This is a genomic window from Bradyrhizobium sp. AZCC 1578 (assembly GCF_036924675.1).
Classification (GTDB): Bacteria; Pseudomonadota; Alphaproteobacteria; order Rhizobiales; family Xanthobacteraceae; genus Bradyrhizobium.
Genome location: NZ_JAZHRZ010000001.1, coordinates 4,260,675 through 4,273,260, shown reverse-complemented (window position 1 = coordinate 4,273,260; position 12,586 = coordinate 4,260,675). Strand labels below are relative to the sequence as shown.

The 12,586-nt window shown below is 62.3% G+C and carries 12 protein-coding genes; 3 read left to right on the top strand and 9 right to left on the bottom strand.

Features of this window, described 5'->3' with window-relative positions; genetic code table 11:
- The first annotated feature begins 151 nt into the window (after window positions 1-151).
- From V1290_RS20340 to V1290_RS20330, 3 genes are read left to right on the top strand one after another with little or no spacing between them, the layout of a single operon-like run.
- A complete protein-coding gene (locus tag V1290_RS20340; RefSeq protein ID WP_334366057.1) occupies window positions 152-631 on the top strand; it encodes a MarR family winged helix-turn-helix transcriptional regulator in 480 nt (159 codons plus the stop codon).
- A complete protein-coding gene (locus tag V1290_RS20335; RefSeq protein WP_334366056.1) occupies window positions 624-1,793 on the top strand; it encodes an HlyD family secretion protein in 1,170 nt (389 codons plus the stop codon). The genes V1290_RS20340 and V1290_RS20335 overlap by 8 nt, the downstream gene beginning before the upstream one ends.
- A 4-nt stretch (window positions 1,794-1,797) precedes the next feature.
- Window positions 1,798-3,357 carry an MDR family MFS transporter gene (locus tag V1290_RS20330; protein WP_334366055.1) on the top strand — a complete coding sequence of 520 codons (1,560 nt, stop codon included), beginning with the start codon at window positions 1,798-1,800 and terminating at the stop codon, window positions 3,355-3,357.
- 105 nt (window positions 3,358-3,462) lie between these two features.
- Here V1290_RS20330 and V1290_RS20325 read toward each other — a convergent pair whose 3' ends face one another.
- From V1290_RS20325 to V1290_RS20285, 9 genes are all read right to left on the bottom strand, one after another.
- A complete protein-coding gene (locus tag V1290_RS20325; RefSeq protein ID WP_334366054.1) occupies window positions 3,463-3,930 on the bottom strand; it encodes a GyrI-like domain-containing protein in 468 nt (155 codons plus the stop codon).
- Between the two features lie 56 nt (window positions 3,931-3,986).
- On the bottom strand, window positions 3,987-4,469 hold the full coding sequence (locus V1290_RS20320) for an SRPBCC domain-containing protein (protein ID WP_334366053.1): 483 nt from the start codon (window positions 4,467-4,469) through the stop codon (window positions 3,987-3,989).
- Between the two features lie 11 nt (window positions 4,470-4,480).
- Window positions 4,481-4,804 (bottom strand): ArsR/SmtB family transcription factor, encoded by a 324-nt coding sequence (locus tag V1290_RS20315; protein WP_028347718.1) that lies wholly within the window; start codon window positions 4,802-4,804, stop codon window positions 4,481-4,483.
- A 143-nt stretch (window positions 4,805-4,947) separates the two neighbouring features.
- On the bottom strand, window positions 4,948-7,185 hold the full coding sequence (locus V1290_RS20310; protein ID WP_334366052.1) for a cation:proton antiporter domain-containing protein: 2,238 nt from the start codon (window positions 7,183-7,185) through the stop codon (window positions 4,948-4,950).
- 105 nt (window positions 7,186-7,290) lie between these two features.
- Complete coding sequence (locus V1290_RS20305; protein WP_334366051.1) at window positions 7,291-9,162, bottom strand: bifunctional sugar phosphate isomerase/epimerase/4-hydroxyphenylpyruvate dioxygenase family protein; 1,872 nt, start codon at window positions 9,160-9,162, stop codon at window positions 7,291-7,293.
- Complete coding sequence (locus tag V1290_RS20300) at window positions 9,159-9,899, bottom strand: ABC transporter ATP-binding protein (RefSeq protein WP_334366050.1); 741 nt, start codon at window positions 9,897-9,899, stop codon at window positions 9,159-9,161. The genes V1290_RS20305 and V1290_RS20300 overlap by 4 nt, the downstream gene beginning before the upstream one ends.
- A 12-nt stretch (window positions 9,900-9,911) precedes the next feature.
- Window positions 9,912-10,655: an ABC transporter ATP-binding protein gene (locus tag V1290_RS20295; RefSeq protein ID WP_334366049.1), complete on the bottom strand. Its 744-nt coding sequence runs from the start codon at window positions 10,653-10,655 to the stop codon at window positions 9,912-9,914.
- Entirely contained in the window at window positions 10,652-11,650 is a 999-nt protein-coding gene (locus V1290_RS20290) for a branched-chain amino acid ABC transporter permease (protein ID WP_334366048.1), read from the bottom strand. The genes V1290_RS20295 and V1290_RS20290 overlap by 4 nt, the downstream gene beginning before the upstream one ends.
- Window positions 11,647-12,522 (bottom strand): branched-chain amino acid ABC transporter permease, encoded by an 876-nt coding sequence (locus V1290_RS20285; protein WP_334366047.1) that lies wholly within the window; start codon window positions 12,520-12,522, stop codon window positions 11,647-11,649. The genes V1290_RS20290 and V1290_RS20285 overlap by 4 nt, the downstream gene beginning before the upstream one ends.
- Window positions 12,523-12,586: the final 64 nt, after the last annotated feature.

Genomic DNA, 12,586 nt, shown 5'->3' with positions numbered 1-12,586 from the left:
TCAGACCTTGTATCAGTTTGAGGGCCAATCCTAAAGCCCGCGCACGCATTGGCTCCCAGCCATGTGCTGGAAGCGGATCAGGCCATTATTAACTCGCCGTGCAGAATTCATAAGCAAGCTTATTGTATTGCAGGCTTATGGAGGCTTGGGCATGCGCGGTTCCGTGGACATGAACTTCCTGTTTACGCTTGGCGAGGTGCAACGGATGGTGCGCGCCTATGCCGACCGGCAGGCCGCGCGCTACGGCATCACCCGTGCGCAATGGGCGGTGCTGGCCAAGGTCGAGCGCACCGAGGGCCTCAAGCAGTCGGAACTTGCCGAACTGATGGAAATGCAGCCGATCACGCTGACGCGGCTGATCGACAAGCTCTGCGACAATGGCTGGATCGAACGCCGCGGCGACGAGAATGACCGGCGCGTCAACCGCCTGTATCTGCGCAAGGCCGCGCGGCCGCTGCTCGGCAAGCTCGCCGGGCTTCGCTCCGAACTGACGGCGACCGCGCTCGACGGCATCAATCCCACTGATGCCCACCGCCTGCTCGACCAACTCGATCTGATCAAGGAAAACGTTCGCAACGCGATCCAGAATCCGGCCGGCGAACCTCCCAGAAAGGAGCAGCGCTATGGCTGATCCCGTCCTCAAATTCCCGCCCGAGCAGAAGGGCGCCCCCGGGGCGCCGTCACGGCCGAAACTCGCGGCCGAGCCGCGCCGCCGGCTGATGGCCGGCATGCGGCGCTACCGGCGCTTCCTGCTGTTGGTGGTGTTGCCGTTGGTTGCGCTGGTCGCCGGCGTGACGTTCTATCTCAACGGTGGCCGCTACGTGACCACCGACGACGCCTATGTCGGCGCGCAGAAGGTTTTGATCACGCCCGACATCTCCGGCAAGATCGAGAAGGTCGTGGTGAAGGAAGGCCAGCAGGTCAATCCAGGCGACATCCTGTTTGAGATCGATCCGGTGCCATTCCGCCTCGCCGTGGCGCAGGCCAAGGCCAACCTCGCGCAAGCCAAGGTCACCTATGACAATCTGATCGCCGACCTGAAAATCTATGGCCAGATGAGCGAACTCTCGCAGCAGGGCATGGACCTGAAGCGGCGTGACGTGGAGCGCAAGTCTTCGCTGGTGAAGAACAATTTCGGCTCGCAGCTTGACCTCGATAACGCGTCGACCGCCCTCGTCACCGCGAGCGCGCAGTATCAGTTGCTGCAGCAGAAGATTGCGACCGCAAAGGCCCAACTGCTCGGCAATCCCGATCTACCGCTCGAGGAATTCCCGCCCTATGCCCAGGCCAAGGCGGCGCTCGACCAGGCCCAGCGCAATCTCGACCACACCGTGATGCGCGCGCCGATGGCCGGCATCGCCACGCAGGTCGAGCAGATCCAGCTCGGCCGCTTCGTCACGGCTGGTACGCCGGTGTTCAGTATCATCGACACCTCGAACCCGTGGGTCGACGCCAACCCGAAGGAATCAGATTTCACCTATGTCGCGGTCGGCCAGTCCGTGACGCTCGAGGTCGATGCGTTCCCCAATCACCCCTTCAAGGGTACGGTCGGCTCGCTCTCGCCCGGCACCGGTGCCCAGTTTGCGATCCTGCCGCCGCAGAACGCGTCGGGCAATTTCGTCAAGGTGGTGCAGCGCGTGCCGGTGCGGATCTATTTCGACAAGAACGACAAATTCGTCCGCAAGCTGAAGGCCGGCATGAGCGTCTACGCCACCATCGACACCAACCATCGGCGCTCGCTCTCAGCCCTGCTCGGCCTTTCGCCGGCGACGGCGAACCAGGACCACGATTAGCGCCATGGCGACGCCGGGCCAGCCATCGGCATCCGTTCCGGGCCTGCGCCGGAACATGGTGACGATCTGCGCCATGACGGCGACGATCATGCAGGCACTGGACACGACGATCGCCAACGTCGCGCTGCCCTACATGCAGGGCACGCTGTCCGCGTCGCAGGACCAGATCAACTGGGTGCTGACGTCCTATATCGTCGCTGCCGCGATCATGACCGCGCCGGTCGGGTGGATCGCCAACCGCTTCGGCAGCAAGCGCATCTTCATCATCTGTTCGGCCGGCTTCACCATCGCCTCGGTGTTATGCGGATTGGCGCAGGACATCGGCCAGATGGTGGTGTTTCGTCTGTTGCAAGGCGTGTTCGGCGCGGCGCTGGTGCCACTGTCGCAGGCCGTGATGCTCGATTCCTACGCACTGCACGAACGCGCGAAGGCGATGGCGATCTGGGGCATGGGGGTGATGATGGGGCCGATCATGGGCCCGTCGCTCGGCGCCTGGCTGACGGAAACCTATTCCTGGCACTGGGTGTTCTTCGTTAACCTGCCGTTCGGCATTATCACCGTGCTTGGCCTCGTCATCTTCATGGACGAGACCAAGAAGGACCTCGAGCTGCGGTTTGACTGGTTCGGCTTCACCGCGCTCGCAATCGCGATCGGCGCGCTGCAGCTCGCGCTCGACCGCGGCGAGCAGCTCGGCTGGCTGGAATCCAACGAGATCATCGCCGAGTTCATTATATCAGCCGTCGGCTTCTATTATTTCCTGGCGCATTCGCTAACGACGCAACATCCGTTTATCCAGTTCGCACTGTTCAAGGACAAGAATTTCGTCGGCGGCTGCGTGTTCATGGCCGTGATGGGGCTGGTGCTGTTCTCGACCATGGCGCTGTCATCACCGTTCCTGCAAAACGTGATCGGCTATCCGATCATTACCGCGGGCCTTCTGCTGGCAAGCCGCGGCTGCGGCACGTTCGTGGCTATGATGCTGGTCGGCCGCATGATGCGCCATATCGAAGCGCGGACGCTGATCGTCTCGGGGCTCGGCATCACCTGCCTGTCGCTGTTCTACATGACTGCCTGGACCGACCAGACCGGCGTGACCGAGATCGTGATCATCAGCGTGGTCCAGGGCTTTGGCTTCGGGTTGGTATTCGTGCCGCTCTCCACGGTGGCGTTCCTGACGCTACCCAATCATCTGCGCACCGACGGCACCTCGATGCTGACCTTGATGCGCAATGTCGCCAGCTCGATCGGGATATCGCTCGTGATCTCGCAACTGACGCAAGGCACGCGCTACACCTACGCGGTCCTGTCGGAGCATATCAACCCCTTCAATCACGCCCTGCAGATGCCCGCCGTGAGCGGCATGATCGATCTCGCCACCGACAAGGGCCGCGCCATGGCGGAGATGATGGTGAAAATACAGGCGCAGATCATCGCGTTCTCGTACGACTACCAGCTCGTGATGATCTTCACCGCCTGCGCCATCCCGCTCGCCATCATGATCGGCTCGTCCAAGGCAACCCTGCGCCAACAATCGACCGCGCCGGATCATGCGGTGATGGAGTAGGATCTGGAGCCTTTTCGGCTCTGATCGAAACAGAACCGGGCTCTAGATTCTCGTTTTGACGCGTTTTCTTGACGCGAACCGGTGTCCACTTCGCTTGAAAACGCTCTAGGACGCCAGCAATTCCTTGCTGAGCACCGTCCGCCACGCAGAGGGATCAGCGCTCATGTCCGGGCCAACCGCATAGGACTCGTAAAGGCCGTCTGCAGTCTTGTGTCCTGCGGCCTTGATGGCGCCGAGGAATTCGCCCCAGGCGCTGCCGAGCCCTTCATAGCCGCCATGATAGGTGGTTTGGGCGATATTCATGGCGGGCCATTGCCCTGGCTTCATGCGATTGACCGGCGCCACGGGCGTGGCGACCGGAAGGCATATCTCGAAATCGAAGACTTCGCCGGGGTTGCGGATATGGTGTGTGAACCATGGCCCGATGACTGCGACGTTCTGTGCGGCGACGGCAGCCTTCAATTCGGCGAGCCCGGGTCCCATCACCTTGCGAACGTCCTCGCGCGGCACCTTGATCGGGATGGAGGCCGTGAGCTGCGGGGTGGTTTGAAGAATACGAAGTGGTTCGATCACGGCGTGCCCTCATTGAAATGTTGCTGGGATGAGCGTCGCTGCTGATGCGTCGGCAGCTAGGCGCGAGGGAGCGAATTAATGAAGCTCTCGAGCCGGACGTAGCTCGCTTCCATTCCCTGCTCCATGCCGCTCGACAGCATCATGGTCCGCGTCGCAGCATCTGGCAGCGTCATTCGCATGGTCATCAAGGTGCCGGCTCCGTCCGGCGCGAAGTTTGTTTCGACGTGATTGTCAGGTGTCGGGTCCGGCAGATGCATCCGTTCGACATGTACGAGGCGGCTAAACGGCACCACCTCGATAAATTCGCCGGTCAGGTGGAAGCCGCCGCCCTTGCCGTCACTCCATTCGTACCGGATCTTGCCGCCCGGGCGTGCCTCGTTGACGCAGACCGGCATCGTCCAGCCTTCCGGACCAAGCAGCCACTTCTGGATCAGCGCCGGCTCGGTGTGCGCGCGAAACACCGCCTCCGGCGTGGCGGTAAACCGCCTGGTAACCACGACGTGGGTGTCGCCTTCGGTCTTTAGCGTCAACTTACTCATGGGATTGCCTTTCACTCTTTGGTTTTCATTTCGGCCAGCACGTCGTCCAACCGGTTGTAGTTTGCCGCGAGCGTCTGCCGCAGCATCGCAAGCCATTGGTCGATCTCGGCGACGGCCGCAGGCGCCAGCCGGCATGGCCGTTTCGTGCCTTCGACGCGGCGCAGAATAAGGCCGGCGCCTTCGAGGACCTTGAGGTGGCGGGAGATGGCGGGCTGCGTCATCTCGAACGGCTCAGCCAATTCCATGACGGTGGCCTCGCCTAGCGCAAGGCGCGCCAGGATCGCCCGGCGAGTCGGGTCGGCCAGCGCGGAAAAGGCAGCATCAAGGTTCGACATCGTGGATCTCAAGTCAGTTATATAACTGATATATTATATAATTCTTCTGTTATGTCAATGATGAAATCTGGAAACCGGGCAGCCATGGCTCACCGCCCGCGTTGGACACGCGGCGGTTCTTGATCTTTGTTCCGGTCGGCTACTTAGGTTGATATCAGCAAGACCGAGGCGCTCGAGTTCTTCAGAACGGCAGACGCAACGCCTCCAAAGCTGAGAGTCTCGCCTTGTATGCGGTCGACTCCCAGGACAACCAGATCAGCGCCGCTGCTTTCGATTTCGCGAAGGATCGCGTGCTCGGGTGATACGCCGGCGCGGATCGCCGTCGTTGCCTCGATGCCGTAATGTGCAGCAAGCGAACCGGCGGCTTTCAGGATCGCCTCCCGTTGCGGCAATGAAATATTGGCACCGCCACGTCCTCCCCGATCCCTGGTCGTAGCGACATGGATGAACCGGACCGATGTCGAACCCGGACGGGCCAGCGCAATTGCCACTTCGGCACCCCGGCGCGAGATGCCGCTACCCGACACGGGGACCAGAATCCTGAATGAAGAGCTTGCCGCGGGCTGCTTGAGATGGCTGCCCCTCGCGGCGACGATTGCGAGCGGGCCATCGAAGCCCGATGTAGCGTTCTCGATTCTTTCATCAAACCCGTTCCTGGTCCCGATCACCTTTTCCATTCCGACAATCAGCAGATCGAACCCCTTCCGGGCCTCGTCGATGACGGCATCCGCCGGCCTTTTGCTCTTGGCGCGCGTCGTGACGTCGATCTCACGCGCGGCCTCGTCCGGGCCGGAATCGACGATGCTCCTTGCCGCGCTCCTCACCGCGCTTTCAGGGCTTTCTTCCTCGTCGCGCTTTCCTTCCTGACGCTTCGCACGGGCGCCGATATGCAGCACGGTGATCGGAATACCCCGCGCGCCCGCGAGGAGGCCGGCGAGATGGGATGCAAACTTCGCGTTGGCACTCTCGTCCACCGCGAGCAGCAAACGCTCCAGATTTGCGGTAAATCCTTTCTCTTCCAGTTCCTCTCGTTCAAGCCTCTCCTTCTCGTCCGCCTTCATGGGAAGCCGCGACAGCGCAGCGCGCAGCATCGGCGGCATGGCGATGGTGGTCAGGATCGCCATGGTGACGATCATCGAGAACAGGTTCTGGCTCAGCACGCCCATGGAAAGGCCGATGCTGGCGATGATGACCTCCGTCGACCCTCGCGCATTCATGCCGCTTGCCAGCGCAAAGCACTCGTAGCGGTTCATTCCGCTGAGACTGCCGCCGACGTAGGCGCCGCCGAATTTTCCAATGCTTGCAATCAGCACCAGCAGCGCCGTGAGCGATAGCAAATTCGGATCCTTCAGAACCGTCAGGTCCGCGTTCAATCCCGCCAGACCGAAGAATACCGGCATGAACAGGCTGGTGATCAGCCCGCGCAATCGCTCGTCGATCTGCCGGGTCAGGATCGGCGATTCGCCGACCAGCACGCCGGCGACAAACGCGCCGAGCACTGTGTGCACGCCGATCGCATGGGTGATCAGGGCCATGCCGCCCATCAGCAGGAGGATCACCGTGATCACGGCGGAGGCGCTGACCAGCGTATCGTTGGCCCAGCGAATCAACCGAAATGCCAGCCGCCGCCCGATCGTGAAACTGACGGCCAGGAAGATCAGCGTCCCCAGCACCGCCTGCCCCACCGAGACCAGGTCGAACGTGCCCTGCGCGGCAAGGCTGAAGATCACCGCAATGATGATCCAGCCGATCGTGTCATCGATGATCGCCGTCGCGATGATGATCTGGCCGACATTGCGGCGCATGAAATTCATCTCGCGAACGACGACGGCGACAATCTTCACCGAAGAAATCGATAGCGCCGTGCCCAGGAACACCGAGGCGACCAACCGTGCCTCCGGATGCGGAAGCAGGCTATCGGGCAGGATTTGCCCGAGCAAAAAGCCGCACAGGAAGGGAACGACGATGCCGGCGATGGAAACGATGATCGCGGCCCTGCCGACTTTCCTGACCAGTTTCAGATCGGTTTCCATTCCCGTCAGCAGCAGCAACAACAGAATGCCGAACTGGGCGAGACCTTCGATCAGGGCCTTCTGCTCAGCGGAGGGCGGAAAAATCGCCGCGTGCGCCGAGGGCCAGACCCATCCGAACAGTGACGGGCCGAGCAGCAGCCCCGCGAGCAGTTCGCCGATCACCGACGGCTGGCCGATCCGCTGCATGATCTCGCCGAGCCCGCGGCCGATCGTGATCAACAGCACGATCTGAAGGATGAGGATGAATTCGGAGGGACGCGTGGCGTCTTCAGCCGCCTCGGCCAACGTGGCCGTCAGCACCACGACGAGCATAACCCACAGTGCCAGCCGGGCCGACCCCCGCTTCATCGGTCATGATCCTCCGGAACGGCGTCGACAGCCTTCCCAGAGGTGAACTTTCCGAAGCCGCGCGCGTTCCCGCGGGTTTCTTGTGGCCGCAGAATTCGCGGCCGCTCAGGCCCGTGGCATGGTAAACGGCCGGGATTCCCGGGTCTGGGCGGCTAGCCTGATCGCGGCGTTGGCAGCGCCGAAGCCGTGATAGTCGCGCCGCTCGACGATCTCGAAGAAAAACCGCTCGTCGAAGGCATGGGTATAGGCCTGGAAGAATTCGCCCTCGCCTTCGCGATCGTAGAGAATCTGATTGTCGCGCAGCGCCGCCATCGTCGTGGCGTCGAGGCCGTATTTGGCCTCGATATCGTCGTAGTAATTGTCGGGAATCTTCAGGAAATCTGCACCCCGCGCGCGCATGTCGGCCACGGCTGCAAAGATATCGCGGCAGGAGAACGCGACGTGCTGGACGCCGGAGCCGAAGAATTCGTGGATGAAGCGGGCCGACAGCGTGCGTGTCGCCGATGAACCGTTCAGAACCACCCGCAGGTTTTCGTTGGCGTTGATCAGCGCCTGGCTCTGCACCAGGCCGACCGGATCGGCGATCTCGAACTGAGGCAGACGCTTCAGATCGAGAATGCCGGTATAGAATAATAGCCACGACAGCATCTCATCGTAGGGCATCGATTGCGAGATGTGGTCGACGGCGTCGAGACGATCGGTAGCCGCATCGCTGCGCAGCGGCTCGAAATCGAGCTCCCAGTTCTTGCCGGCCTGCTCCCGAAAATACAGCAGACTGCCGCCGACGCCGCGGATCGCCGGGATTTCAAGCTCGCCCGGCCCTACCGGCTGATAGAAGGTGCGCGCCTGCAGCGCTTCGGCGCGCGCCATGGTGCTGCCGGCGTCATCGACATCAACAGCGATAGCGCAGACCCCGGGACCGTGCGCGACAAAATGCGAATGCGCAAAGCTATCAGGCTCGCAATTGATCACGAGATCGATATGGCCCTGCGACCAACGCTCGACGTCCTTGCTGCGATGCGCTCCCGTCTTGCGAAAGCCGAGTTGGCCGAACAGCGCCGCGAGGTCGCTGGCTTTCTCTTCACTGACGGCGAATTCGATGAAGCCGAAGCCGCGGCTGCGCGCCTTCGGCGGCAAGGGCATCGCAGGACTGCTCGACGCCGCGGTTCGGACGTCATCCTCGAGCAGGATCAGCGAGCGTAGCCCGTCGGTCGCGGTGCGCACCGCCGAGCCGGCGCGAAACTGGTCGTTGAATATTTCCAGCGACAGCGGGCCCGCATAGCCGGTAGCGAGCACGTCTTCCACGAAACGGGCAACCGGAAGATCGCCCTGCCCCGGGAAGCAGCGGAAATGCCGGCTCCACGACAAAACGTCGAGGCCGAGCTTTGGCGCGTCGGCGAGCTGCACCAGAAAGATCTTGTCGGCCGGGATCGATTGAATCGGCAGCGTCGGGAACGACGGCGCCAGCGCATGAAAGCTATCGAGGATGATGCCGATCGATTTGTGGTCGGCGCGCCGCACTATCTCCCAGGCGTCACGATAATCGTTGACGTGAAGTCCCCAGGCGAGCGCCTCATAGCCGACGCGCAAGCCTCGCGCGGCGGCCCGTTCACCCAGTTCGCGAAAATCGGCCGCCGCGCGGTCGATGCCGCCGATCGAGGCCGGCGAGATGTTGCTGCAGATCAGCATCAAGTCGGTCTGCAATTCCTGCATCAAGTCGAACTTGCGCTCGGCGCGGGCGAAATTGCGCCCTCGCTGCGGCTCCGGCATGCCCTCGAAGTCGCGAAATGGCTGGAAGGCGCAGATCGACAGCCCGAGATCCCGGCACATCTGGCCGACGTCGCGCGGGCTGCCTGCGAACGACAGCAGGTCGTTCTCGAAGATCTCGACGGCGTCGAATCCGGATGCAGCGATCGCCCGCAGCTTTTCGTCGAGCGCGCCACTGAGCGAAACGGTAGCGATCGAGCGCTGGTTCATGCTGCAGTTTCCGTCATGGCGCCACCCAGGAACAGTTGCCCGATGCGGGGATCGTTCAGCACCCGCTCCGCTTTGTCGACGAGCCGGGTCTGGCCGAGTTCGAGCACGATGCCGTAGTCGGAAATCTCCAGCGCCGAGCGCGCATTCTGCTCGATCATCAGGATCGACACGCCGCGGTCGCGCAATTCCTTCAGGATGTTGAAAGTCTGCTGCACCATCAGCGGCGATAGCCCGATCGAGGGCTCGTCGATCAGCACCAGTTGCGGATTGAGCAGCAGCCCGCGGACGATTTCGAGCTGCTTCTGCTCGCCGCCAGACAGCGTGGACGCCTGCTGCGTTGCCCTTTTGCGCAGCGCAGGAAACTTGTCGAGCGCCGCCTCGATCCGCGCGGGCAGATCGGTGATGTCCCGCCCGGCGACGACGGCGCCGAGTTGGATGTTGTCGCGCACCGACAATTCGGGGAAGATGTTGCGTCCCTGTGGCACGTAGCAGATGCCCGACGTCAGCAATTCGCGCTGCCTCAGCCCGGTAACGTCCCGCCCTTTGAATACGATCCTGCCTTCACGCAGCTTCAACAGGCCGAAGATCGCCTTGAACACGGTGGATTTTCCAGCGCCATTCGGGCCGATTACGGTGGTGATGGAGCCCGCCGGCACCGAAAAACTGGTGCCGTTGAGAATCGTCATCTTGCCATACCCGCCGATGAGGCCTTGAACATCCAGGATAGCATCGCTCATGGATCGATCCCTTTAGTGGCCGAGATAGGCTTCGATGACGGCAGGATCGGCGCGGACTTCGCCAGGCGTGCCCATCGCCAGCAGCCTGCCTTCCGCCATCACCATGACGCGGGTGCAAAGCGACATCACGAATTCCATGTTGTGCTCGATCACGACGAAGGTGGCGCGCTTCTCGCGGTTGATCGCGGCCAGCCGTTCCTTGAGATCCCCGAGCATGGTGAGGTTGACGCCGCCGGCCGGTTCATCGAGCAGCACCAGCCGCGGGCCACCCATGAACGCCATCGCGGCGTCGAGCAGCTTTTGCTGGCCGTACGACAGCCCGCCTGCGGCTTCGGTGGCGAGATGGTCGAGCTTGAAGAAGCCGATGATCTGGTCGGCCGCCGCGCTCAGCCCGGCATCGGAGGGGCCGAACAGCCGCGACACCATGTTGCCCTGATGCTCCTGGCCAGCAAGGATCAGGTTTTCGCGCACCGAGAGTTTCGGGAATACCTGCAGAAGCTGGAAGGTGCGGCTGACGCCCAGACGATTCAGTTCGGACGGCCGCAATCCCGTGACGGTTTTGCCGTCGACCTTTACCTCGCCATCGGTCGGCGTGAGTTGCCCGAGGATGCAGTTGAACAGCGTGGACTTGCCGCAGCCGTTCGGGCCGATCAGCCCGAGGATCTCGCCCTCCTGCACGTCGAAGCTGACGCCGTCGACCGCCTTGATGCCCCCAAAACTCTTCTTGATGTTGCTGACTTCGAGGACTGCGGTCATGGTGCCGTCTCCAGCCGGGATTTAGCGACCGCCCGCAAGGCGGACGCCACCTTGGTGCGACGCTCGGTCAGATAGCGATCGAGGATGCCGAGAATGCCGGTCGGCGAATAGATCAGAAGCAGCATCACGGCGACCGCATAGAGCATCAAATAGTAGCCTTGCGTGAAGCGCAGCCATTCCGGCAGCAGCACCGCAATCATTGCGCCGAGGAACGGCCCGAAGAAGAATCCAGAGCCGCCGACGATCACCATCATCAATAGATCGAGCGAGAGCGAGAGGTTGAACGGAACCGGATCGATATATTGCGTCAGCGGCGCATAAAGCGTGCCGGCGACGCCGCCCAGGGCCGACCCGATTGCGAACGCCATCAGCGTATAGCGGCGCGTGTCGATGCCGAGCGATAGCGCCCGCACCGGATTTTCGCGCAGCGCCACGAAAGCGCGGCCCCAGGGCGAGCGGATCAGCCACCACATCGCCAGCGAGACGATGCCGAGCGAGCCGAGGCAGAAATAATAGAACGGCAGCGGCCGGTTGGTCGCGAAGCCAAGGACATTCGGCCGCGGAATATTGGAGATGCCGTAGATGCCCTTGGTGAGCCAGTCCTCGTTGCGGAACACCAGGAAGGCCAGCGTCGAGAACGCCAGCGTCACGAAGGCAAGGTAATGGTGCTGCACGCGCAGCGCCGGATAGCCCAGGATCCATCCGATCGCAAAACACAGCACGATCGCAACGCCGAGCGCCGCAATCAGCGGCATGCCCTGCGTGGTCATGATCGCTGCCGCGTAGGCGCCGATGCCGACGAAGGCGCCCTGCGCCAGCGAAACCTGGCCGGCATATCCCAGCGTCAGATTGAGCCCCATTGCGGCAATCGTCATCACCGCCCATTGGCTGAGGATATACAGGCCATAGCGGTTGAAATTCATCGGCACGATGATCAGCGCCGCGATGACGGCAACGCCGAGGGCAATACGCCAGTATTTTCCGATTGCGGTCATACCGTGCGCTCCTCGGGCCGGCCGAGCAGCCCCTGCGGACGAAACAGGATGATGACGATCAGCAGGATCAACGGCACCGCGGCACGGTACTGCGTCGATACATAGGCCGCCGCCAGATTGTCGACGACGCCGATCAACAGCCCACCGGCAATGGCGCCGCGCACCTGGTTGAAGCCGCCGACGATCGCCGCGATGAACGCCGCCTGCCCCAGCACTTCGCCGGAGGAGAATTTCGCCAGATAAATCGGGGTAATCAGCAGCGACGCCAAGGCCACCAGAAACGCGTTGATCAGGAACGTCAGCAGGATCATGCGTTCGACCGGCACGCCGATGATGCGGGCAACCGTCGGATTCTGTGCGGTCGCTTGCATCTGGTGACCGATCGACGTGCGGTTCAAAAGCGCAGTCAGGCCGATCACCACGGCGATCGCAAGTGCGAGCACGCCGAGGCTCTGCAACGAGACCACGCGGCCGAGGATCCAGACATCACCGACCGGCACGATAGAGGGGAACGGCGAGGCTTCCGCGCTGAAGAACTGCTTCACCGCCTCTTTCATGCCGATCGCGAGCGCCATGGTTGCGATCGCGAGTGGCAGCACGCCGTGCCGCAGCATCGGGTCGACCAGCAGCAGCTTAAAGCCGAGCCCCAACAGCAGCAGCGACAGCAGGATGCCAAGGATGATGGCGAGCCAGAACGGCGCGCCCGCATGCATTACCGCCAGCATCAGGAACGCCGGCAGCATCACGAATTCGCCTTGCGCGAAATTGATGGTTTGCGACGTCTGCCACAGCAGCGTGAAACCGACGGCGACAAGGGCATAGATCGCCCCGGTCGCTAGGCCTGCCACGAGCAGATCGAGCAGATTGGACATGCTTCTCCCTCACCCGTCAGACGCGGACGATATCAATGCTGTTTCGAAATTTCTGATCGCGGCG

Bases quoted from the DNA above. Each gene is read 5' to 3' on its own strand.
- V1290_RS20340 (WP_334366057.1), top strand. From the start codon at position 152: ATGCGCGGTTCCGTGGACATGAACTTCCTGTTTACGCTTGGCGAGGTG.
- V1290_RS20335 (WP_334366056.1), top strand. From the start codon at position 624: ATGGCTGATCCCGTCCTCAAATTCCCGCCCGAGCAGAAGGGCGCCCCC.
- V1290_RS20330 (WP_334366055.1), top strand. From the start codon at position 1,798: ATGGCGACGCCGGGCCAGCCATCGGCATCCGTTCCGGGCCTGCGCCGG.
- V1290_RS20320 (WP_334366053.1), bottom strand. From the start codon at position 4,469: ATGAGTAAGTTGACGCTAAAGACCGAAGGCGACACCCACGTCGTGGTT.
- V1290_RS20315 (WP_028347718.1), bottom strand. From the start codon at position 4,804: ATGTCGAACCTTGATGCTGCCTTTTCCGCGCTGGCCGACCCGACTCGC.
- V1290_RS20310 (WP_334366052.1), bottom strand. From the start codon at position 7,185: ATGAAGCGGGGGTCGGCCCGGCTGGCACTGTGGGTTATGCTCGTCGTG.
- V1290_RS20305 (WP_334366051.1), bottom strand. From the start codon at position 9,162: ATGAACCAGCGCTCGATCGCTACCGTTTCGCTCAGTGGCGCGCTCGAC.
- V1290_RS20300 (WP_334366050.1), bottom strand. From the start codon at position 9,899: ATGAGCGATGCTATCCTGGATGTTCAAGGCCTCATCGGCGGGTATGGC.
- V1290_RS20295 (WP_334366049.1), bottom strand. From the start codon at position 10,655: ATGACCGCAGTCCTCGAAGTCAGCAACATCAAGAAGAGTTTTGGGGGC.
- V1290_RS20290 (WP_334366048.1), bottom strand. From the start codon at position 11,650: ATGACCGCAATCGGAAAATACTGGCGTATTGCCCTCGGCGTTGCCGTC.
- V1290_RS20285 (WP_334366047.1), bottom strand. From the start codon at position 12,522: ATGTCCAATCTGCTCGATCTGCTCGTGGCAGGCCTAGCGACCGGGGCG.